The sequence below is a fragment of the Streptomyces sp. NPDC049040 genome (assembly GCF_043197715.1).
Lineage (GTDB): Bacteria > Actinomycetota > Actinomycetes > Streptomycetales > Streptomycetaceae > Actinacidiphila.
The window spans coordinates 1-22,908 of record NZ_JBICTO010000030.1 but is presented as its reverse complement, the minus strand read 5'-3'; the positions used below and the strand labels follow the sequence as shown (position 1 = coordinate 22,908).

15 protein-coding genes are annotated in these 22,908 nt (G+C 72.5%); 10 read left to right on the top strand and 5 right to left on the bottom strand.

The features are described from left to right. The first annotated feature begins 105 nt into the window (after window positions 1-105). Both rsgA and ACGFMP_RS35855 read left to right on the top strand, forming a co-directional pair. Window positions 106-1,200: a ribosome small subunit-dependent GTPase A gene (gene rsgA / locus ACGFMP_RS35860; RefSeq protein ID WP_393678092.1), complete on the top strand. Its 1,095-nt coding sequence runs from the start codon at window positions 106-108 to the stop codon at window positions 1,198-1,200. A gap of 19 nt (window positions 1,201-1,219) precedes the next feature. Next, window positions 1,220-1,867 (top strand): 4'-phosphopantetheinyl transferase, encoded by a 648-nt coding sequence (locus ACGFMP_RS35855; RefSeq protein ID WP_393678090.1) that lies wholly within the window; start codon window positions 1,220-1,222, stop codon window positions 1,865-1,867. 101 nt (window positions 1,868-1,968) lie between these two features. Here the strand turns inward: ACGFMP_RS35855 and ACGFMP_RS35850 are convergent, their stop codons facing one another. Genes ACGFMP_RS35850 through ACGFMP_RS35835 form a run of 4 tightly spaced genes read right to left on the bottom strand, consistent with a single transcriptional unit; the run spans window position 1,969 to window position 5,099 of the window. Beyond that, window positions 1,969-3,180: a cytochrome P450 gene (locus ACGFMP_RS35850; protein ID WP_393678088.1), complete on the bottom strand. Its 1,212-nt coding sequence runs from the start codon at window positions 3,178-3,180 to the stop codon at window positions 1,969-1,971. Beyond that, window positions 3,177-4,064 carry a diiron oxygenase gene (locus ACGFMP_RS35845; RefSeq protein ID WP_393678086.1) on the bottom strand — a complete coding sequence of 296 codons (888 nt, stop codon included), beginning with the start codon at window positions 4,062-4,064 and terminating at the stop codon, window positions 3,177-3,179. Before ACGFMP_RS35845 ends, ACGFMP_RS35850 begins: the two co-directional genes overlap by 4 nt. Before the next feature lie 34 nt (window positions 4,065-4,098). Next, entirely contained in the window at window positions 4,099-4,836 is a 738-nt protein-coding gene (locus ACGFMP_RS35840; protein WP_393678084.1) for a hypothetical protein, read from the bottom strand. Further along, on the bottom strand, window positions 4,833-5,099 hold the full coding sequence (locus ACGFMP_RS35835; RefSeq protein ID WP_393678082.1) for a hypothetical protein: 267 nt from the start codon (window positions 5,097-5,099) through the stop codon (window positions 4,833-4,835). Before ACGFMP_RS35835 ends, ACGFMP_RS35840 begins: the two co-directional genes overlap by 4 nt. Before the next feature lie 800 nt (window positions 5,100-5,899). Here ACGFMP_RS35835 and ACGFMP_RS35830 point away from each other — a divergent pair. The 8 genes from ACGFMP_RS35830 to ACGFMP_RS35795 are packed head-to-tail and all read left to right on the top strand — an operon-like array spanning window position 5,900 to window position 21,878. Beyond that, window positions 5,900-6,613 (top strand): hypothetical protein, encoded by a 714-nt coding sequence (locus ACGFMP_RS35830; protein ID WP_393678080.1) that lies wholly within the window; start codon window positions 5,900-5,902, stop codon window positions 6,611-6,613. A gap of 43 nt (window positions 6,614-6,656) precedes the next feature. Next, window positions 6,657-11,087 carry an amino acid adenylation domain-containing protein gene (locus tag ACGFMP_RS35825; RefSeq protein ID WP_393678078.1) on the top strand — a complete coding sequence of 1,477 codons (4,431 nt, stop codon included), beginning with the start codon at window positions 6,657-6,659 and terminating at the stop codon, window positions 11,085-11,087. Beyond that, entirely contained in the window at window positions 11,084-15,676 is a 4,593-nt protein-coding gene (locus ACGFMP_RS35820; RefSeq protein WP_393678076.1) for a condensation domain-containing protein, read from the top strand. Before ACGFMP_RS35825 ends, ACGFMP_RS35820 begins: the two co-directional genes overlap by 4 nt. A 15-nt stretch (window positions 15,677-15,691) precedes the next feature. Continuing rightward, window positions 15,692-17,272, top strand: a complete 1,581-nt coding sequence (locus ACGFMP_RS35815; RefSeq protein ID WP_393678074.1) for a GNAT family N-acetyltransferase — start codon at window positions 15,692-15,694, stop codon at window positions 17,270-17,272. Further along, window positions 17,269-18,687, top strand: coding sequence for an MFS transporter (locus ACGFMP_RS35810; protein ID WP_393678072.1), 1,419 nt, complete (start codon window positions 17,269-17,271; stop codon window positions 18,685-18,687). Before ACGFMP_RS35815 ends, ACGFMP_RS35810 begins: the two co-directional genes overlap by 4 nt. 35 nt (window positions 18,688-18,722) lie before the next feature. Continuing rightward, a complete protein-coding gene (locus ACGFMP_RS35805) occupies window positions 18,723-19,751 on the top strand; it encodes a 3-oxoacyl-ACP synthase III family protein (RefSeq protein WP_393678070.1) in 1,029 nt (342 codons plus the stop codon). Continuing rightward, on the top strand, window positions 19,748-21,628 hold the full coding sequence (locus ACGFMP_RS35800) for an HAD-IIIC family phosphatase (protein ID WP_393678068.1): 1,881 nt from the start codon (window positions 19,748-19,750) through the stop codon (window positions 21,626-21,628). The genes ACGFMP_RS35805 and ACGFMP_RS35800 overlap by 4 nt, the downstream gene beginning before the upstream one ends. After that, window positions 21,621-21,878, top strand: coding sequence for an acyl carrier protein (locus ACGFMP_RS35795; protein ID WP_393678066.1), 258 nt, complete (start codon window positions 21,621-21,623; stop codon window positions 21,876-21,878). The genes ACGFMP_RS35800 and ACGFMP_RS35795 overlap by 8 nt, the downstream gene beginning before the upstream one ends. 18 nt (window positions 21,879-21,896) lie before the next feature. Here ACGFMP_RS35795 and ACGFMP_RS35790 read toward each other — a convergent pair whose 3' ends face one another. Further along, the gene (locus tag ACGFMP_RS35790; protein ID WP_393678064.1) at window positions 21,897-22,724 is read right to left on the bottom strand and encodes a GNAT family N-acetyltransferase; all 828 of its coding nucleotides are present in this window, start codon (window positions 22,722-22,724) and stop codon (window positions 21,897-21,899) included. Window positions 22,725-22,908 lie beyond the last annotated feature (184 nt).

Here is a 22,908-nt window from a genome sequence, read left to right as displayed (position 1 = left end):
TCTGCCGCCCGGGTACGGCCTGCGCTACGCTTGCCGACGCGAGACCGAAGCAAGGTCGTCCGTCTCGGAGCGCCGGTCACGGCGTCCGCCTTGAAAGGCCCACGCGTGTCATCACACGAAGACCTCCAAGGAATCGACCACCCGCTGGCCGCTTACGGCTGGACCCCGGAGCTGGAAGCGGACTTCGCGCCGCTCGCAGAGGCAGGCCTCGTCCCCGGGCGCGTGGCGCGGGTCGATCTGGGACGGTGCGACGTCGTCATCGCGGATGCCTCCGGCGCCGGCGTGCGGACCGTCCGGGCCGACACCGCGCCGGTTCTCGACCCGGATCCGGTCAACTGCCCCTGCACCGGCGACTGGGCGGCGGTCGATCTCGGCGCGCCGGGCATGGCCGCGCTCGCCGGGCTGCTGCCGCGCACCACCGCCGTGGTGCGGAACAGCGCCGGGGCGGGCTCTGACGGGCAGGCGCTGGCTGTCAATGTCGATGCCGTGCTGATCGCCTCGCCGCTCGCGGCGAAGCTTGATCTCGGCCGCATCGAGCGCTATCTGGCGCTGGCGTGGGAGAGCGGGGCGCAGCCGATCGTCGTGCTGACCAAGGCCGACGTGGCCGGGGGCGAGGTGGATGTCGACGAGGTCGAGGCTGTCGCACCGGGTGCGACGGTCCTCGTCGTCAGCGCGGTCAGCGGGGAGGGGATGGATGTCCTCCGTGCGTGCCTGCCCGCGACCACCGCGCTGATCGGCCCGTCCGGCGCGGGGAAGTCGACGCTGACCAACGCCCTGGCGGGCGCCGAGGTGATGGCGGTGGGGGAGACCCGGCAGCGGGACGAGAAGGGGCGCCACACCACGACGACGCGTGAGTTGATCCCCATCCCGGGCGGCGTCCTCATCGATACGCCGGGGCTGCGCGGCGTCGGCCTGTACGGCGGCGATGGGGTGGAGCGGGCGTTCTCCGACATCGAGGAGCTCGCGGCGGACTGCCGCTTCCACGACTGCGCGCACGACGCCGAGCCGGGCTGCGCGGTGAAGGACGCCATCGAGGAGGGCCGGATTCCCGCGCGGCGCCTGGTGAGTTACCAGAAGCTGCTGCGGGAGAACGAGCGGATCGCGGCCCGCAGTGACGCCCGGCTCGCCGCCGAGCGCGCGCGCCAGGGGAAGCACCAGTGGAAGCTCATGATGGCGGAGTCGGGCAAGCCGCGTCCCTGAGACCGCGTCCGCCACCGCCGTGATCGAGGAGCTGCTCCCGGAGGCCGTCGCCGTCGCCGAGTCGTGGGCCGGCCCGGTCGCCGGTGAACTGCATCCCGAGGAGGAGCGCTTCGCCGTCGACGCCCTGGGCAGGCGGAGCGGCGATTTCGTGATCGGACGGCATTGCGCGCACACCGCGCTGCGGCGCCTCGGCGTGCCGCCGTCCCCGATCCTGTCCGGCGAGTCGGGGGCGCCGCTGTGGCCGCGGGGTGTGGTGGGCAGTATCACCCACTGCCCGGGGTACGGCGCCGCCGCGGTGGTGCGGGCCGGCGACGTCGTCACGGTCGGCATCGATGCGGAGCCCTGCGAGGCGCTGCCCGGGGGAGTGCTGAAGCTGGTGTCCCTTCCCCGGGAGCGCGAAGACCTGGCGCGGCTGTCCGGGCTGGTGCCCTGGGACAAGCTGCTGTTCTCCGCGAAGGAGTCGGTCTACAAGGCGTGGTTCCCGCTCACGGGCAAGTGGCTGGGCTTCAGGGACGCGCAGGTCACCTTCGACGCCGACGGCGGTGCCTTCGACGCGCGGCTGCTGGTGCCGGGGCCGACGGTCGCCGGGCGCAGGCTCACCGGCTTCACCGGGCGGTGGCTGGTCCGCGACGGCTTGCTGGCGACGGCTGTCGCGCTGCCCGCGTGAAGCAGGCGTGACGGCTGGGGCTGCCGGCCCCGGCGGCGTCTGCCTGAGGCCGGTGGCGCGGAGCCGCCCTCGGACGCCTCCGCCGGTCACGCGGGCGCGGATCAGGTCCAGGACGCGAGTACCGCCCGCGGCCCGCGGTACCACCAGCCGCGGTATTCGGGGGTGGAGTGCGGCCGTACGGCTGGATCGGACGCCACGGCCAGGACCATCGCGTCGGCGAGGCGGCGGCTGAGTGCGGCGCCGACGCAGCCGTGCATGCCGGCCCCGAACGACAGGTGCGCCCGGTCGCCGCGGTCCGCCATGAAGGTGTCGCCGTCCGGCCAGCGCCTCGGGTCCCGGTTGGCGCTCGGCAGCACTCCGATGATCCGGGTGCCGCGCTCGATCGCGACGCCGGAGAGTGCGGTGTCGACGCGCGCCTCGCGGGTGATGCCGCCGATCGGCGACTCCCAGCGCAGTGCCTCGTCCACGAAGCTCTGCCGCAGGGCAGGTGAGTCCGCCAGCCGGCCGCGTACCCCGCTGTCGGCGGTGAGCGCGCACGCCACGACGGTGGCCAGCCCTTCCCGTGGCCCGGCGTCCGCACCGATGATCATGAATTCGACCATCCGGCGCGTCTCGTCCAGCGTGCTCGACGCTTGTGCCATGCAGCCCAGCACCGTGTCGGGGGCCGCCTGCCGCCTGCCGCCGACGTACTGCGCCACCATCGCCGAGATCTCGGCGCGAGCGGCGTCGACATCGTCGCGGGCGGCGCCGAACTCGTGGAAGTCGAAGGCGCCTTGGCTCACCAGCGGGCCCCAGCGGTCCATCTGCTCCGGTGTCACGGCGTCCTCGCAGCCGAGCAGGTTGACGGTGGCCTGTGCCACCAGCGGGACGCAGAAGTCCTTCGCCAGATCGCAGGGCGTGGTGCCGTCGTGCGACGCGCGCAGCTCCCTGTACCGCCTGCCGACCTCGGCCGGCATCCTGGGGTCTGTGGCCCGGAAGGCAGGCAGGACCGCAGTGCGCGCGGTGTGGTGCTCCCGCCCTTCGCTGTGGAGCATGTTGGGTCCGACGAACCGGGTCAGATGGCTGTCGGGCTGGTCGGAGCGGAACAGCTCGGACCTGGAGATCACGGTCTGCACGTCGGCCCAGCGCAGCGCGAGCAGCGCCTCGAGTTCGGCGCACACCGCCACCGGGCTCTCCTCGCGCAGGCGCCGCAGCACGGCATTGGTGTCTGCTTCGAGTTCGGCGAGGGTGATCTCCGCCGGTGCGTGCCGTTCGCCGAGCCGTTGGCGGATCCCGGCGAACGGCACCGCCGTCCGCTCCGGTGCAGGGGTCACAGCCCGGGGATCGTGTCGTCGGTGAAGATGCCCTGCTTGACGAAGAAGCCCATCGGCTTGCGCACCGCTTTCCGTACCGCGTCCTTGCGCCCGGGGTGGGCGAGAACCCGGTCGCGCAGCCCGGTGATGCCGCCGAGCCCCGCGTCGCGATAGACCACCGAACTGCAGAAGGAGTTGAGGATCACGGCTATGTAGTCCTTGAGGTAGGACTCGACCTCGCCGCGCTGCTGATCCGTCATCGCCGGGCGGGCCCTGGCGTAGAGCATGCTCACCAGCTCGCGGCCGAAGGCGATGTGCCGGGACTCGTCACGGTGGTGGACCCGGTTGATCTCGCGGATGGTCTCGTGCAGCAGCTCGTCGCCCGCCATGGTCATGTTGTAGTGGTCCACCAGCTCCTCGAAGAGCAGGATGCGGCTGAACACGAGGAAGTTGGCCAGGTCCGTCTCCTCCTGCGACCCGCCCTTGAGGCGGAGCGTGGAGTAGAGCTTCTGCCCGTAGCGCAGGCAGAATTCGGCGAAGAACCACATGTGCTCGTTCTCTTCGCCGATGAAGTGGTGGAAGAACTCGGAGGCCTCTTCGAAGCCGCGCGTGTGGATCCGGTCGATGACTTCGGTGAGAAGTTCGCGGATGCCGTGCACGTTCATGCTGTAGAAGTTGATGCTCTCCCACTTGCTGAGCGCCATCTTCTGTGACTCGGTGAGCTCGGACTCGAGCTCGGTCCCGTGGATGCTCAGCAGCGACGGCGACATCCAGTAGGCCTCGTCCGGCAGGGAGTCCGGCCAGTCGAAGTGGGTGTACGGGTTGTAGTGGTCGGTGACGGACTTCTCTGTCAGCCGCTTGAGCACTGCGGCGAAGCGGTCCGGCGGGGTGGTCGTTGTGGTCATCTGCCGCCTGTCTCCTTGCCTGCACCGACTCGTGTCAGCCGCGGGTCAGTGTGTCGACCCAGCGTTCCAATCCGAAGGCGACGCAGCCGGTGAAGGCATGCGTGCCGTCGGCGAGCTTGATGTCGCAGCGCTCACCGAAGAAGTTGCGATGCGAGTTCACCGAGGCGACGGCCAGGCCGCTCGCATCGGTGAACTCCTGCTTCGTGGGGAAGAGCTTCTGGTGCAGCAGCCGCTGGTCGTCCTTCTTGAAGAACGGGTCGGCGGCGACCAGGAACTCTCCCGCGGCCCCGAGTGACGCGGCGATGGCGCGGATCGCCTCCCGGCCTTCGTCCAGGAACTCCTGGACCTCGGCCCGGCCGCCGATCATCACCACTTCCCGCATCTGGAACTCCCGCTGCCTGCGCAGCGGGGTGTACTCCGCCTCCCGCCGCCGGCATGTCTGCCGCACGGTGAGCAGCGTGCGGTCCCCGACGGTGGAGCCGGCGCGGGAGAAGTAGGCGCCATAGCAGGCCGCAGAGGTGAGGACGAGTTCGTCGTCGCCCGGCTCGTCGAGCCAGGGTGTGACGCGGTGTGCGAGCTGCGGGAAGCTGTCGAAGTAGTCGACGCGGGACAGGTCTTCGACAGTGAGCAGTTCGGCGTGGCGCTCGGCGGGCGCGCCGATCCGCGCGGCCCAATCCAGCACCTGCGCGTCCACGGCCTCGACGATCCGGAATTGCTCGGCGGACAGCGAGGCAAGCCCACGCCCGGCGGCGACCGCCTGCCCGGACGTCATTGCGCTGCCTGCCCTGCGGGCGCGTCCGAGCCGAAGAAGATCTCGACGAGCCCTTGAATGGTCCTGAGCTTGGCGATCGGGACGGCGTCGAGGTCGGGTTCGCGGCCCGAGACGTCGATGAGTTTCTGCATGAATGAGATGAACGCGAGCGAGTTGATCAGCCGGGAATCGATCAGATCGACGTCGGCCGGGAGTTTCAGGAGATCCTCATGGAACGTGGACAGCACTTCGCGGACTTGGGCTTCCCCGTTGCCGTTACTCATCGACCAATAGATCCTTGCCTGGAGTGCCTTGTGGGCGGCGGAAATATGTCAACGTGCTCAAGCCGACTGGAAGACGCCGTGCACCGGGATCCTGCCGCGGCCTTAGCCGGCGGTCACGAGTGACTTCACATGGGCATCGCCGGGCCTCTCGGGCCCACGGCGCGCAGCAGCCACCATTGATCGTCCTCCCCCGCTTGGGACCAATCGTGCGGCGGAGCTTATGTCAATCTCGGCCAAAGGTGAAGTGCCTTCTTTTCGGCGGTGGTTCGGCGCCGCCGCACCGGAGCCAGGACAGGGCGCGGCGCGGATCGGTGTCTTCGCAGCTCAGAGCCTGGTGCGATCGAAGATCGGGCGACGGTGGACCATGGAAGACGGTCGGGGAAGGCCGGTAGCGGAGGAGTCGATTTCGCCCTCATGCGACGGGTTTCGGTCACCGAGGGGACGATGCCGGGATTTGTTCCGAGTGCAGGTCATAAACCTCCGATCCCGTCGTGCCTGCAACTGATCACTCGACCGACTACCGAGTGATATTTGAGCCGGTGTTGAGCCTGGCATGCGCGTCCCGGCTGACCTGCCTCTATTTCAAAAAGCTTTCTTTTTCGGCCAGGATTGACATAAGCTCCCGCCGCAAGTTTGGTCCGCAAGCGGGGGAGGACTGGCTGGTGGTTGCTGCACGCGGTAAAACCGGGAGACCGGGCGAAGCACGAGCGGTACTCAACCCGGACGAACCGGATCGTCTCCTTCGATTCGAGTATGACCGGGACAGCGACTACGAAGCCGAGATCGGCATCACGCTGGCCTTGCAGGCCCTTGTCCCGCAGTCGAAACTCCTCAACGCGGACCACCGCATGTTCCAAGTGGTCCATCTGGTCAGTGAATACGCGTGGTGCTCCATGCACCACGAGCTCTGCCGGGTCTGCGCCGTCCTGGACGACGACGACTTCGCCCTGGCAGGACGGCTGCTCGGCAGGACCGTCAGGCTCGGCGAATTCCCCGTGCAGACGGTGCGGCTGCTCCAGGAATCCTTCTCGCAGGCGAGCTTCCTGAGCATGCGCGACCAGCTCATGGCCAACTCCACCGGCCTCGACTCGCCGGGGCGCCGCAATCTGCGCAGGGTCTGCACCGCCGTGTGGCGAGCCTTCGAAGCCGCGCTTGAACGGCACGGCGTCAGCCATCGCGACCTGGTCGAGGAGTCCGGCCGGCTGGACGGGCCGGCGCCCGGCGACCGGCTGGCCGCGCTCGCGGAGGTCAGGAACGGCATCCACCTGCTCGACTGCAAGAGCATGGAGTGGAATCAGCTGCATCTGACACTGGTCCGCAGCCACCTCGGCGGCCACCCGGCGGCCCGTGGCGGCGAGGGATCCGCGAAGGCCGCGGAACCGCTCAGCATGCGGGGTACGCCGATCAGCGCACTGGAGCGGCTGGCGGAGCACTCGCTCTTCCCCGCACTGTGGCGCAGCGTCGACGAGACCTTCCAACGGGCCTCCCGGCCGGCCGCGGAGGGCGAGAAATGACGCGACTGCATCCGACGGCCCCGCGGCGATCCGGCGCCAGGACATGACCGGCGGCACCCGCGTCGCCACATCGGAACAGCTCGACCTGTGGCTGGCCGCCGGCCAGGACCCCGAGTCCCCGCGCTACAACGTCCCGACCGCCCTCGAATTCCACGCCAGGCCCGACGAACGCGCGATCCGCGAGGCCCTGCACGCACTGTCCGCACGCCACCCGGCCCTGCGCTCGTCCTTCCGGCTCGACGCGTCCGGGCAGCTGCACCAGAAGATCCCCGACGCCGCCAGGCTCCCGCTGCGCGTGGTCCGCGTGCAGGAGGAGTGGGATCACCAGGCATGCGCCGCGTGGGCCGCTCAGGTCGGCCTGCGGCCGATCGCCCTGGGGGCCGCCGGTGTCGCGCGGGCCGATCTGCTGCTGCACCGCGAAGGCGCCGTGCTGGTGCTGACCGTCCACCACATCGCCATCGACGGCTGGTCCGTCGAGCTGGCGGTCGACGAATTCCTGGCGCTCTACGACGCGGCGGCCGCAGGGCAGGGCCCTGCGCCTGCCGACGCCGAGGAGCCGGAGGGGTCCGAGACCGCCGACCCCGAGAACGTCGCCTACTGGCTGGACCTTCTCGGCCGTGAACCCGAGACCCTGGAACCGATCGCCGACCTGGTCCGCGGGACGCGGCCGTCCCGTGCGGCACGCGACGAGGTGACCGTCGAGGGCGCGGAACTCGCCGCCCTGCGGGCGATGGTCGAGCGGGCCCGGGTGTCGATGTCCACGGCGGGCCTGGCCGGCTGGTCGGTGGTGCTGCACCAGTGGAGCGGCCTGGACGAGGGCCTGCTGGCGACCCCGTTCAGCGCCCGCGTCGACCCCGGCACGCACCGCACGGTCGGCATGCTCAGCCGGGTGCTGCCGATCCGCTCGGCCTACGACCCCGCGACACCGTGGAGCGACCACCTGGACGCGCTCCACCTCCAGGTACTCGAGTCGTTCGAACGCTCCGCGGTCGACACCGGGGTCCTGCGTGCGGCGCTCGCCGCGAGCGGCCGCCGCTACCCGGCCTTCCGCAGCGTGTACACCCACCTGAGCGAGCCCGGCCCGCTGCACGTGCTGCCGGACACGGTGGTCTCCCGTATCGACATCGACCTCGGGGCCGTCAAGTACGACCTCGCGGCCGCTGTCGTCGAAGGACCCGGCAAGCTGGTCCTGCAACTGGAGTACGACGCCGGCCTCTACCGTCCGGCGACCGTGCGCGCCATGCTCGGGCAGCTGCGGGGACTGCTGTCGGCCGCCGCGGCTGACCCCGGCGCCGCGCTGGGCGACCTGCTGCGCGAAGCCGACGGGGACACGGCCCCGACCGGCACCTGGGACGGCACGCCCGCCGACGTCTCGGTACCGCCGCCGCGCCTGGTCGTCGAGGCGGCCAGGTCCCACCCCGAGCGGACAGCCGTCGTCCACGGCGAGCGGGAACTGACCTACGCCCAGCTGGTCGCCGCCGCCGCGCGCGTGGCGAACTGGCTGCTCGCGGCGGACGGCGACGAGCCGGCCCCGACGGTCGGCGTGCTCATGCCCGGCGGCATCGACGCCGTCGTCGCCTTCCTCGGGATCGCCCTGGCCGGCAAGGCCTACGTGCCGATGGATCCCGGCCACCCCGCCGTCCGGCTCGCCGGCATCGTCGAGGACGCGGGCATCCGCCGGATCCTCACCACGGCGGACCTCGCCGGCGGCGCCGCGCGCCTCGGCTGCACCGCCCACACGCTCGACGAGGTCAGCGCCGCAGCCGAGGGCGACACGCCGCCGGATGTGCCCCTGACCCCCGACACGCTGCTGAACGTCCTCTACACATCCGGCTCGACCGGGCGTCCCAAGGGCGTCCTGCTCCCGCACCGCGGCGTCGCCCGGCTGATGCGCAACGGCGGCCGCCTGCGGATCGACGAGAACGACCGGGTCGCGCAGCTGTGCCCGCTGAACTTCGACGGCGCCACCTTCGAGATCTGGGGCGCGCTGACGCAGGGCGCGCGGCTCGTCGTCCTCGACAGGACCGTGGTGCTCGCGCCGACCGAACTGCGCGACGCCGTCGACCGGTTCGGGGTGACGGTGCTGATCATCACCACCCCCGTCCTGCACTCGGTCGTCACCGAGGCGCCCGAACTCCTGCAGTCCCTCACCCTGCTGTCCCTGGGCGGCGACACCGCCTCGGTCCCGCACGTGGCGCGGGCGCTCGCCTGGTGCGGGCCGGGCGTGCTGGTGCACACCTACGGGCCGACAGAGAACTCCTTCACCTCGGTGCTCGCGCCGATCGACCATGTCGACGGGGACAGCCGGGTGCTCCCGCTCGGGCGCTGCGTGCCCGGTACCGAGGCCTACGTGGTGCGCGCGGGCACGTACGATCCCGCGCCCGTCGGCGCCCCCGGCGAACTGCTGCTCGGCGGCCTGGGCCTGGCCGCCGGCTACCTGGGCGACCCGCGCCGGACGGCCGCGAGCTTCGTGCCCGACCCGTTCAGCGGAAGGCCGGGCGCCGTGCTCTACCGCACCGGCGACCGGGTGCGCCGGCTCCCGGGCGGCGAGCTGGAGTTCCTGGGCCGCACGGACGACCAGCTGAAGATCCGCAGCCAGCGGATCGAGCTCGGCGAGGTCCGCTCCGCGCTGCTCGCCGACGAAGCCGTCCGCGAGGGCCATGTCGCGGGCCTGCGCAACGCGCGGGACGAGAAGGAGATCGCCGCCTACGTGGTCCTCGCGCCGGGCGCCACACCTGCCCAGGTGCGCGACCGCCTGGCCCGCGTCCTGCCCGCCGCCGCGCTTCCGACCCGCTGGGCGCGGGTCGACGCGCTCCCGCTCAACGCCAACGGCAAGGTGGATCCGGGGCGGTTGCCGCTTCCGGCGCTCCTGGGCGCGGACACCGCGGACGGCACGGACGCCGGGGGCGCATCGGCACCCACCCCTTCCCGGGCGGCCGCCACGCCGGGCGCACTCGACGCGGTGCGAGCCGCCTGGCGCGAGGTGCTCGACGACGCCCCGCCCGGCGACGACGTCAACTTCTTCGACGCCGGCGGCCATTCGCTGCTGCTGGCACGGCTGCAATCCGCTCTGCGGCGGCACGCGGGCGCGGAGATCCGCGTCAGCGACCTCTTCCGCTTCCCGTCCATCAGGGCGCAGGCGGAATTCCTGGCAGCGTCGGGCGACGGGCCGCGGGCCGCCGAGGCCCCGGCCGCGGCGGCGGGCGAGCCCATCGCCGTCATCGGCGCGGCCGGCCGCTTCGCAGGAGCCGCCGATGTCCGCGCCTTCTGGCGGAACCTGTCCGCCGACTGCGTGGCCGGCGCGCAGGAGGAGATCGTCGAGGTCGGCGGCGGGCGCCGCCGCATCGCCCGGTGGGGCCGGCTCGACGCTCCGCGGGCCTTCGACGCCGAGCTGTTCGGCCTGACCCCGGACGAGGCACGGGTCACCGACCCGCAGCACGGGATGCTCCACGAATGCCTCTGGTCGGCCATGGAGGACGCGGCGGTGACGCTCGACCGGCTGCGCGACCGCACCAGCATTTACGTCGGCTGCGCGAACCCCGCCCAGCCCGCCGCCACGGCGGGCCTGGAGGAGGACCTGACCGCGGCCTTCATGTCGCAACCGTCCTTCGCCGCCTCGCGCTACGCCTACCGGCACGACCTGCGCGGCGAGAGCGTCATGGTCGACACCGCCTGCTCGACGTCACTGGTCGCCGTCCACCTGGCGTGCGCCAGCCTGCGGTCGGGCGGCAGCGACTACGCCTTCGCCGGCGGCGTCTCCGTGGCCGATCCCGCCGACGGCGGCTACGTCTACGAGCCCGGCATGATCTACGCGGACGACGGCGTGTGCCGGCCCTTCGACGAGGCGGCCACCGGCACCGTCGGCGGCGACGGCGCCGGCGTCGTCCTGCTGCGCCGGCTCTCGGACGCGCTCCGCGACGGCGACCCGGTGCACGCCGTCATCCTCGGCTCTGCGGTGAACAACGACGGCCGCGCCAGGGCCGGTTACGCCGCCCCGGGATTCGACGGCCAGGTGTCCGTCATCCGGCGGGCGCTGGCGTCGGCGAGGGTCGAGGGCCGCGACATCGGCTTCGTCGAGACCCACGGGACCGGCACCCGGCTGGGCGACGCGGTCGAGGCCGCGGCGCTCGCGGAGGCCGTCGGCGCGCGGGACGCGCCGCTGCCGATCAGCTCGGTCAAGGCGTCGATCGGGCACTGCAACACCGCGGCCGGCATCGCCGGGCTGCTCAAAGCGGTGCACGCGGTCCGCGACCACGTCCTGCCCGGCACGGCCAACTCGGTCACGCCGATCGAGGAGATCGCCTCGGGCGATCGGCTGCGCCTGCTCACCCAGACCGAGACGTGGGCCGGTACCGGCCGCGCCCGGCTCGCCGGGGTGAGCTCCTTCGGCGTCGGAGGCACCAACGCCCACGTCGTGGTCGGGGAGTTCACCGAGCGCGACGATTCCCTCCAGCGGGCGGAGGCCGGCCGGTGACAGGCAACGACATGGCGGACGACATGGCGGACGACGACATGACGGGCAACGACATACCGACCGACGCGGTGCGGCCGCCGCGGATCCTCGCGCTCTCGGCGCGGAGCGAGACGGCACTCGGCCCCACCGCCGGCGCCCTCGCGGCCTTCCTGGACGACCACCGGGACCTGTCGCTCGACGACGCCGCGACCACGCTCGCGCACGGCCGCGAGCGGTTCGAACGGCGCCTCGCCGTGCTCGCACGCGACCCCGCCGCCGCCGCGCGCGCCCTGCGCGAGCCGGCCGGCAGCCTGACGCACCGCCGCGGCACCGCGCCCCCGGGCAGCGCACGGACGGTCATGGTCTTCACCGGCCAGGGCAGCCAGTACACCGGCATGGCCGCGGGCGCCTACCGGGCCTACCCCGAGTTCCGGGACTGGCTCGACCAGGCCGACGCCATGCTCAGGGACGACCTGCCGGCCGGACTGCTCGAATGCCTCTTCACGCCGGACCTGGCGGAGGCGCTCGACCGGACCGACATGGCCGCGGCGGCCGTCGTCGCCGTGCAGCTGGGTCTGCTGCGCGTGCTCAGGCGCTACGGCATCACCCCCGACATTGTGCTCGGGCACAGCGTCGGCGAGTTCAGCGCGGCCGCCGCCGCGGGCGCGGTCTCGGACGAGGACGCCCTGCGGCTGGTGGCGCGGCGGGGCGTGCTCATGGTGGAGCGGACACGGCCGGGGTCCATGCTCGCCGTCCGCTGCTCCGCCGACGCGGCGGACGGCTGGGACGCCGACGCGGTGGCCGCCCTGGTCGACCGGACGCCGGGCGTGTGCGTCGCGGTCCACAACAGCCCGCGCGACCTGGTGCTGAGCGGGGAGTCCCTGGCAGGACTCGAATCCCGCCTGACGGCGGCCGGCCTGGAGTGCCGCCGGCTGCGCACCTCGCACGCCTTCCACAGCGAACTCCTCGCCCCCATGGCCGACGACTTCGCCGCGGCCGCGGACCTCGTCAGCTGGTCTGCACCCACCGGGCCGCAGTGGATCAGCTGCTCGCACGGGCCGATGACCGTCGCGCCCGACGCCCGCTACTGGCGCGACCACCTGACCGGGCCGGTGCGCTTCTGGGACGCGCTCGCCCTGGCCTGCGCCGGCGACGGTCCTGCCGTGCTGATGGAGGTCGGGCCGCACCCGGTACTGCTGCCCCTGGCCGCCCGGCTGCCCGCGCCACCGGCCCTCGTCCCGGTGCTGGCCCGCGACCAGGACGCCGCCGTCGCCGTGGCCGGCGCCGCCGCCGAGGCCTGGTGCAACGGCGTCCCCGCCGACCTGACCGGGGGCGTACCGGGGCGGCGCAGGCACCTGCCGGGGTACGGCTTCGACCGCCGCGTGCACTCCGTACGCCCCGAGCCCGCCCAGCCCGCTGCCGCAGCCGCGGTTCCCAGCGACGCCGCCACGCTCGACCCGGCAGGACCTGCCAGGCCGCCGCGCGAGGTGCTGGCCGAGCTGTGGAAGGACCTGCTGGGCGCCGCACCGGAACCGCAGTCCGACTTCCTCCAGTCCGGTGGCGATTCGCTGATCCTGCTCCGCTTCCAGCAGCGGATGCAGCCGCTGCTCGGCACCGCGCCCAGCCTCGCGGACCTGCTCGACGCGGGCACCTTCGAGGCGATGGCGGGCCTCCTGCCGACGCCCGCGGACGTACCGCCGGTCGCCGCGGGCATACCGCCGGCCGCCGTCGACGCACCGCCGGCCGCGGCGGTCGCGGAGCCGGCAGAACCGGTCACCACCTACCAGGTCTCGGCCGTCCAGCAGGGCATGCTGATGATCGACCTGATGCAGCCGGACTCGAATCAGCACAATGTCACCCTCGCGTTCGAGGTACCCGGGCGGGTGGACGAGTCGGCCATGGCCGCGGCGTTCCGCGACGCCCAGGTCCGGCACAGCGCGCTGCGCACCGTGTTCACCCGCGACGGCGGCCGCTTCGTACCCGAGATCCGCCCGGAGCCGGGCGCCACCCTGGAAGTGGTCGAGGCCGGTGATGCGGGCGGCGGCCCGCTCGCCGACGCCTCCGACGTCCGGGAGTGGGCCCGCAAGGTCTCAGGGCCGCCGGTGCGGTGCCTCGCGACCACCACCCCGGTGCGCGGCACCCTGGTGCGCGGCCCCGAGCGGAGCCTGCTCGTGTTCACGGCGCACCACGCGGTCTGCGACGCGACGTCGATGGGCGTGATGGTGGACGAACTCGCCGAGGACTACCGCAGGCACCGCGCCGGGCTCCCCGCCCTGCCGGCACCGGCGCCGGTCCAATACCACCACCTGCTCGCCGCGGGCACGGACGACCCGGCCGCCCGCGCCTACTGGCTGGACCGGCTCGACGGGGCGCAGGACATGGTGCCGCTGCCCACCGACCGGCCGCGCCCCGAGGTGCGCGACGGCTCGGGTGCCCAGTGGACCTGGACCCTCGGGCCCGAGCAGTCCGCCCAGGCCAGGGAGTTGGCGGCCAGGCTCAACACCACCCTTTTCAGCACGATGCTCGCGGCCTACGCGGCCCTGCTGCGGCTGCGCAGCGGCGCAGGCGACCTGTCGATCGCCACCCCGGCCACCGGGCGTACGTCCGAACGTGCGGGCCGCGTCTTCGGACCGCTCCTGAACACTCTCGTGCTCCGGGTGCGCATCACCCCCGGGCAGGCGTTCGACGCCCTCGCCCGGGACGTGCAGACCACCGTGCTCGACGCCATGCGGTACTCCGACTTCCCCTTCGACCGGCTGGTCGCCGCGCTCAACCCGCGGCGCGCCCCGGGCAGCACCCCGCTGTTCTCGGTCATGTTCACCATGCCGGACCAGTTCGCGCTGCCCGATTTCGACGGGCAGCCGGGCAGGCCCGTCGAACTGCCGGGGCTCGGCGCGAAGTACGACCTCACGCTGTACGTCACGCCCGCCGACCACGGGCGCCTGCGCCTCGACCTCGAATACGACCCCGCGCTGTTCGACGAGTCGACCGTGCGCGGACTCGCGGCCGACTACGACGCGCTGCTCGCCGCCCTCGCGGCCGCCCCTGACGCCGCCGTCCCCGAACCGGGCGCGGCGGGCGGCGACCGGTCGGCCGATCAGAGCGGGCCCGACGCGGGCGCGGAATCCCAGGAGGGCGTCATGACCGAGATGGAGCGCTACGTCGCGCGGATCTGGTCGGAGACCCTCGGGGTGGACGTCACCGGCGCCGGCGCCGACTTCTTCGACGCCGGCGGCCACTCCATGCTGGTCCTGGCCTGCCTGGCCGAGGTCCAGGACCGCTTCCCCGAAGCCACCATCCAGGACTTCTTCACCCACCGCACCGTCGGGGCCTTCGCCGCCCATCTGGACGTGCTCGCCGGTGACGGCGCCGCGGCCGGCGACCAGCCGCCGGCCGTGAGCGAGCCGGAGACCGAAAAGCCGCGCACCGCGGCGGTCGCGGGGCGGGCGACCGCCCCGTCCGGCGGTTCCCCCGCCGCCGGGAGCGACGTCCTGCTGACCGGGGCGGCCGGCTTCCTGGGCGCGCACCTGCTCGCCACGCTGCTGCGCGAACCCGGCGGCGCGGTCGTCTGCCCGATCCGGCCCCGCGACGGTGACGGGGGGACCGCCCGGCTCGAAGCGGCCGTCGCGCGCTACGCCCCCGACGTCCTGCCCCTGCTGCGCGACCGGGTCACCGTCGTCGAGGCCGACCTGCGCGAGCTGACAGCCGACGCGCTGGGCGGCTCGATCGCCGGGATCGGGACCGTCGTGCACTCCGCGGCCGAGTCGAGGATGTTCGGCCGGATCGAGGACCTGCGGGCCGCCAACGTGGTGCCCACCCGGCTGCTTGCCGACCTGGCGCTGTCCCGCGGCTGGCGGATGGCGCACGTGTCGACCGCCACCGCCGTCGGCGCCGCGCCGGGCGACGGCCCGGAAGTCACCATCCGCGAGGAGGACTTCGACCGCCGCGAGGAGTTCGACAACCCGTACTCGCGCTCGAAGTTCGAAGCCGAGCAGGTGATCAGGAGGGCCGTCAAGGACGGGCTCGACGCGACGGTGCACCGCGTCGGGGGCCTGATCGGCGACACCAGGACCGGGACCTTCCTCCCCGACCCCCGGGGGAACCTGCTCTACCAGCTGGTGCGGGCCATCATGCGGTGCGGGCTGGTGCCCGACCCGCCGGGCTTCACCGTGAACGTCACGCCGGTGGACTTCGCGGCCGCAGCCGTGCTCCGGCTGTCGCACGACCCGTCCCATTCCGGGCGCACCTTCCACGTCCTCAACCCCGAGCAGCTGACGATGCCCGCGCTCACCGGGATCCTGCGCGATCTGGGCTACCCGGCCATCCTCACGGACCCGCAGAGCGTCGCCTCCTGGCTCACGCGAGAGGGCGCCGACGAGGCGGACACGGAGGCGGCGCCCTTCCTGAGGCAGTTCACCGGGCCCGCGGGCACCGTCGTCAGCTACGACACCACCGCGACCACGGCCGCCCTGGCCGGCCTCCACTGCCCCGCCCCCGACCTCGCGCTGCTGCGGGTCGTGGTCGGCCACTGCGTCGACAGCGGTTTCTTCCCCAAGTCGCGCCTGTGGGACTTCCTGTCCCAGTCGGCGGCCCGCACCACCACCTCCTAGGAGAGAGCACCACCGATGCCCTACCAGGTAGTGACGAACGACAACGGCCACCACTCCACGTGGCCTGACCACAAGGAACTCCCCGCCGGCTGGGAGCCCACCGGTTTCCTGGGTTCCGAGGAGGAGTGCGCCGAGCACATCGCCGAGGTCTGGGACGGACCCGGTCCGCGCTCCGGGCGGGCTCCGGGCGCCGCCGCGACCAACGTGCTCACCACCGACCGTATCCGCCTGCGCGAGCTGGACCCGGCACAGGTGGCAGGACTGCTGGAGGTGCTGGACGGCGCGGCGACGTCCGACGAGTACGTCGGGAACTACCCGCTGACCGGCACCGGTTTCGGGGCCAGGAACTTCCTGACGCGCACCCCCGAGGAGCTGCGCTTCGGGTTCGGCATGTACCTCGTGTCGGCGCAGCCCGACGGGCTCGCCTTCGGCGATCTCGGCTTCCACCGCCCGCCGAAGGACGGCGTCGCGGAGATCGGCTTCGGCCTGGCCGAGTCGGCCCGCGGCCAGGGCTACGCCACCGAGGCGGTCGCGGAACTGACCCGCTGGGCCTGCACCCAGTCCGGCGTGCGCCGCGTCGTCGCCAGGACCACGGCGGACAACGCCGGCGCGCAGGGCGTCCTCGGCCGCGCCGGCTTCCGGCTGGAGCGGACCGAAGGGGACATCCTCCACTACGCCTTCCGGCTCGCACCCGACCTGCCGGACTCCGAGCCGATGCGCGACGACGAGGAGGAGCGGGCCGCGCTCGCCAAACTCGGCAAGGTGCGCAAGGCAGGCGGCGACGACCTCGCCTTCAAGGCCGGCACCGACCCGCTGCGCCGTGTCGTACGCGACGGCAAGCGGCTCCTGGCCTACGCCCAGTCCGGTGACAAGGAAGGCGTGGAAGACCCCTCCAACCACCTGATGTTCATCGTCGTCCACCCGGCCGTCGCCCGCCGCGGCCTGGCCGAACGGCTCCTCGGCGAGGTCCGCGACCACGCCAGGGCGCACGGCAGGACCGGCATGGTGACCGGCACCCCGGACGAGGACCACCCGTCGGTCGCCTGGGTGCGCAAGCACGGCTTCCGGCCCATCGGCCACCATCTGATCACCCGGCGCGACAAAGGCGCGGCCGCGGTGGACACCCCCGAGGGCCTGGTGGTCGACGTCGTCGACCGCGCCGACGCCGCCGCGGCCGAGGAGTTCGTCCGGCTGGCGACCCGCACGGTCGCGGAGGCTGTCATGCCCGGCGGCGCCCGGATGACCTCCGACCCTGACGAGATCCGCAGGGATCTGATCGAGGAGCACACCGGTGCGCTGCTGGTGTGCCGGGCCCCGGACCGAGCCCTCGGCTGGCTGGCGCTGAGCCCGCTCGCCGACGGCGAGGAGGCATTCGTACTGGCCGCGCAGGTCCTGGCGGAGGCAGCGGGCCGTGGCGTCCCGGCGGCGCTGCTCGCCGCGGCGGCGGGCCTTGCCGACGAGGCCGGTGCGGCGTCGGTGACGGCCGTCGCCGAGGAGGAAGGCCAGCGCGAGCTCGCCGAGACGCTGCCCGGCTGCGGGTTCGCCCCGGTCGCGGGCCGCACCATCTGGTTCGCGGATGTGGAGCCGACCCGATGAGCGATTCCACGGACAACACCACGGGCCGCGAAGCGGAAAGCGGCGACAACGTACTGGCCGTACTCAAGCGGCTGCCCGGCCGGGCCCGGATCCTGCTCCTCGCCGACTTCGTCAACGCCTTCGGCGTCGGCATGGTGATGCCCTTCCTGCTCATCTACCTGAGCCAGGTCCGGCACATCAACATCCGGATAGCCGCGGCGGCGCTCGCCGTCTCGGCGATCGCCTCTTTCATGTCAGGGCTGGTCTGGGGCTCCCTGCTCGACAGGTACCGCCACCGGATCGTCATGCCCTCGGTGATGGTGCTGGCCGCCATCGGCACCAGCCTCTACGCGCTCGCCGACCGTGCGTGGATCGCGATCGGCGTCGCGACGCTCCTCGGACTCGCGCAGGGCGGTATCGGCCCCGTCGTCAGGACGATGTTCGCCACCGTGGTCCCGCCGAAGGAGCGAACCGTCTTCTTCGGGCTCCAATTCGGCATCTTCAACGGCGCCGTCGGGCTCGGCGTGCTCCTCGGCGGCCTGCTGGTGAACGGCTCCCTCGGGCGCTACCAGCTGCTCTACGTCGTCGACGGCATCACCTTCCTCTTCATGGCGGTGGTCCTGCTGGTCGCGCCGAGCAGCGCCGCGAAGGACGACGCGCAGGACGAGGACGAAGGGGACGCGGGGCAGAAACCGTCCTACCGCACGGTGCTGCGCAACCCCGTGGTGATGCTGATCATCGCGACCATGAGCCTGGCGGCGGTCTTCTACTACGGCCTGTTCGAGTCGGTCCTGCCGGGATACCTGACGATCAACCACGCGGTCTCCCCGCGCGGGGTCTCCGGCTGGTTCGTCGTCAACGTCGTGGTCGTGGTGCTGGCCCAGTTCGTGGTGATGCCCCGCCTCGGCCAGGTCCGGCGGACCACCTGGCTGACGGCGTCCGGGCTGCTGTGGGGCGCCAGCTGGCTCCTGGTGCTGCTCGCCGGCCGCTCCAGCGGGTCGACCGCGCTGGTCCTGCTCTTCGTGTCCAGCGTCCCCTTCGCGGTGGCCGAGGTCATGGTGACACCGGTCCTGGCCGCGCTGCTCAACGACGTCGTCGACGACCGGGTCAGGGGCCGGGCCAACGCCCTGTTCGCGTTCGCGATCACCGGCGGCTCGATCATCGGCCCCGCCATCGCCGCCGCCCTGCTGCCGGTCGGGAAGGGCGTACCGCTGGTCGCGGCCCTGGCGGTGGGCTGCCTGCTCATGCTGATCCCCACCGTGGTGCTGCGCAGGCGGCTCGGCAGCGACACGGACATGGCCCACGACGAGGAGCCGGAAGCCGCGGCCGCGGGCGCCGCCGAGGACGAGTCCGCGGACCCGGGTTCCGCGGAACCCGGCTCCGCCGAGGCGGGTTCCACGGAACCCGCGGCACCCGCACATCCCGCGTCCGCTTGAGCGGCCCCGTCCGCACCGAGTTCTAGGAGACTGAGATGTCGTACGGGATCGTCGCCATCGGCGAATCGCTCGGTGAGCGGGTGGAGGTCACCGACTCGGTGATCGGCGAATACACGACCAGCCACGAGACGGTGCGGTCGTGGGGCTACCGGCACTTCCACCGCGCCGACGACAGCACCCTGATCACCGACCTGGCCGTGCGGGCCTGCGAGGAGGCATTGAAGGCTGCCTCGGCGGACGCCTCCGAGGTCGACCTGGTGGTGCTGGCCATCGCGGACTTCGCCGAATACCTGTGCTGGGACGCCGCGGCCGCGGTGCAGGGCCGGATCGGGGCCGTCAACGCCGAGGCGATCCTCGTCAACCAGGCATGCTGCTCGGGGGTGATGGCCTTCGACACCGTCGCCGGCCGGCTCGCGACCCACCCCGACTATCGCAACGCGCTCATCGTCTCGTCCAACCGGATCTGCGACACGTACCAGAACCGGATGGAGACGAGTACGAGCGTCCTGTCGGACGGCGCCGTCGCGGCCCTGGTGCGGCGCGGCCACGAGCGGGGCCGGTGGCTCGCCACCGAGACGATCACCGACGGCAGGTACGCCAACTTCTTCCGGATGGACGTCGGCGGCACCGCGGAGCCGTTCGGCGTGTCCGGGGCTGCCGACAAGGACCTGCAGAAGCAGGCCAATCCGCTCGGCCGGGTCGCGGAGATCCTCGGGAACGACGCCCGCAGGATGCTGGAGTTCTTCAAGAAGTTCGGCGGGAACATGCGCGAGGCGGTCGACCGCGTCTGTGCCCGCGCCGGCATCGAGCCCGGCGAGATCAAGCGGTTCATCCACCTCAACGACAACCAGCAGGCGATGGCCGACATCTCCAGGGCCCTGGGCGTCCCCCTGGAGCGCTTCAACGGCGAACTGGCCCTTGACCTCGGCCACTTCGGCTCAGCCGACCAGATGCTCGCCCTGCACCGGATGATGCGGGCAGGCGAGCTGCGGGAAGGCGACGTGGTCGCCCTGACGACCCTCGGCGGCGGCATGCACTGGGCCGTCACCCTGATCCGGATATGAACGCCATACCCACCGCGGACCTGCTCGCCCGGCTGCGCCGCCTCCGCTCGGACGGCGCAGTCCCGGATCCCGAGCTGTGGCCCGCGATCCGGGAGCTGACGGGAGTGGCCGATCGGGCGAAGGCCGGCGGCCTGCTGGCCGGCCTCCCCACCCGGCTCGTCACCGGCGAGGACAGGCCGCTGCGGCCGCTGCGGGTCGGCCTCACCGGCACCTTCACCGCGGACGGCCTGCTCCCGCTGCTGCGCACCGCGCTGCTCGCGGCCGGGATCGACGCCGAGATCCAGCTCAGCGGCTACGGCCGGCTGGCGCTCGACCTCGGCGACCCCGCCTCGCCGCTGGCCGCCTTCGCGCCCGACGTCGTGCTCTGCCTCCTGCACGACGAAGCCCTGCTGCCCCCCGACCCGGCCCCCACCGACCTCGCCGCGCTGGACCGGCACATCACCGCCCAGGCCGAGGAGGTCGGCGAGCTGGCGCTGGGCTTCGCGGCGCGCACCGGCGCCACGATGCTGCTGCACACCGTGCCGCTGTCAGCGCTGGAATACCGGACGCTCGTCGCCCAGCGCAGCCGGGCCGCGCTCGGCCGGGCCTGGCGACGGGCGAACCTGGTGCTGCTCGACCTGCCGGAGACATCCCAGCAGGTACACGTACTCGACCTGGAGACACTCGTCGCCAACGAGCCCGTCGCGCTGCGCGACGAGCGCCGCTACCGCTTCGCCCGCATGGCGTGGTCGCCCGGTGTGGAAGACCTCTACGCGACGGAGGCGGCGGCCTTCTGCCGCGCCCTTGCCGGCCTGACCCGCAAAGTCCTCGTCCTCGACCTCGACCAGACCCTCTGGGGCGGCGTGGTCGGTGACGACGGGCCCACCGGGATCGACCTCGGCTCGCACTACCCGGGCAACGCCTACCTCGAACTCCAGCGGCGTGCCCTCATGCTCCGCCGGCAGGGCGTACTCCTCGCGGTGTGCAGCAAGAACAGCCCGGAACCCGTCGCGCAGGTCTTCGCCGAGCACCCGGCGATGGTGCTGCGCGCCGAGGACTTCGTGGCGCAGGCCGTGAACTGGTCACCCAAGGACGAGAATCTGCGGGAGCTGGCCCACACGCTCAACCTGGGCCTGGACAGCATGGTGTTCCTCGACGACAGCGCCTTCGAGTGCGAGCTGGTCCGCGCGTCGCTGCCCGATGTCGCCGTCGTGCGCGCCGACGGCGATCCGGCGGAGCACGCCGCCCGGCTGCTCGGCACCGGCCTCTTCGACGTCCTCCAGCTCACCGAGACCGACTTGGAGCGCACCGGGCGCTACCAGGCCGAGGCCCACCGCCGCGCCGGCTTCGCCGAGGCCGGCAGCACGCAGGCCTTCCTGGGAAGCCTGGGGCTACGGGTACGGGTCCGCGAGGCCGACGCGTACGCGGTACCGCGGGTCCACCAACTCCTCCAGCGCACCAACCAGTTCAACACCACCAACCTGCGCTGGACGGAGTCGCAGATCGGCGAGGCCCTGGCATCGGACCACCGCACGGTCCTCGTCTTCGACGTCACCGACCGCTTCGGCTCCGAGGACACCGTCGGAGCCGTCCTGCTCTCGGCGGCGCCTCAGCAGTGGACCGTCGACAACTTCGTCATGAGCTGCCGGGTGTTCTCCCGGGGCATCGAGTTCGCGGTCCTGCAACGGGTCGCCGAGCACGCGGCGCGCCACGGCGCACCGCGCCTGGTCGCCGACTTCGTCCCGACGACGCGCAACGCCCCCGCGGCGGCCTTCTACCAGGAGGCCGGCTTCACTCCCGCCGCCGGGCCTGGACACACCTACGAGCTCGCGCTCGAACCGATGCCCCGACTGACGCCCGCATGGATCGACCTGGAAGGCGAGACCGCCGATGTCTGACCTGACGACCCGGATCACCGGGATGATCGCGCCGATCACCGGCCTGGACCCGGCCGACCTGACCGCTGGGTCCAGGTTCGAGGACATCGACGAGTGGTCGAGCCTGAAGGCTCTGTCCCTGATGGTCGACCTGGAACAGGAACTGCCGATCAAGCTCGACCTGCGCCGCTTCATGTCCGTGCGCACCGTGGGCGAACTCGTCGCCCTGGTCGCCGAGGGCCTGGGGCAAGCGGCCGAAACGGCGGGATGAAGGATGCCGACGCCTCGGTCAGCCCGCGGGCTCGGCAGCGTGCGCGGTCCCGACCTGCCGGAAACCCACGCGTGCGTAGACGCGCGCGACCGCCTCGTCCTGGGCGGACAGCAGGACCGTACGCACCCCCGCCTCGTCGTGCGCGTGCCGTGCGAGCAGCGCGGTCAGCGCCCCTGCCAGCCCGCGGCGCCGGGCCGACGGCAGGGTCGCGACCGCCATGACCTCGGCGAACTCGCCCATCGGCTGGTAGCTGCCGACCGCGACGACACCCTGGGCGGGGTCCTCGGCGACGGCCGTGATGGTCAGCCCGCGCCGCGCGCGGTCGTTCAGGTGCGCGATCAGCTCGGGTTCGAGCTTGCCCAGGAAGGCGTCCCGCTCCGCGGCGCCCTCAGGTCCCGTCCCCGTACCCCCGGCGGTGAAGGCCACATCGGCCGTCGCCCGCCCGGCCAGCAGGGCCGGGTCGTCGGCCTCCACCACCCGGAGGGCGACCCCGTCGACCTCAGCGGCGGACACCTCCGCTGCCTCCGCCCGCATCAGGACGTGCGAGCTGAGGTCCAGGTCACGGGCCGCGACGAGCTCGGCGAGTTCCGGGTGGACCTCGTGCACCCACTCGATGCCGAGGTCGACGCCGTGCTCGGCACAGGCCGCCGCGAGCGCCTCGAGATCACCCGCGGTGATCGGCTCACGCCGGCCCACGGTCGGCCGCGCGTAATACGGCCACGGGGACCGCGACACGAACAGCGTGAACGGTCCGACTTCCACCGGGTCGCAGTCGGGACGCGGCGAGGCGTCGAGGTAGGCGTCGAGATCGGCCACCGCAGCCTGTATTTCCGGGACTTGAGTCATGGGCCGCGACTATACAAGACGCCCGCGGCCTGCCATGTCGGATGCGGATATCCCTTCTGGACCCCGCGCGCCCGGGTGTTGGCCGAGTTGTGGTTTTTCCGGTGTGGTCGGGTTGTCGGTTTGTTGAGGGTGAGGGTGGTGTGTGATGGGTGGTTTGGTTGTTCCGTCGTTGGTGGCGGGGTGG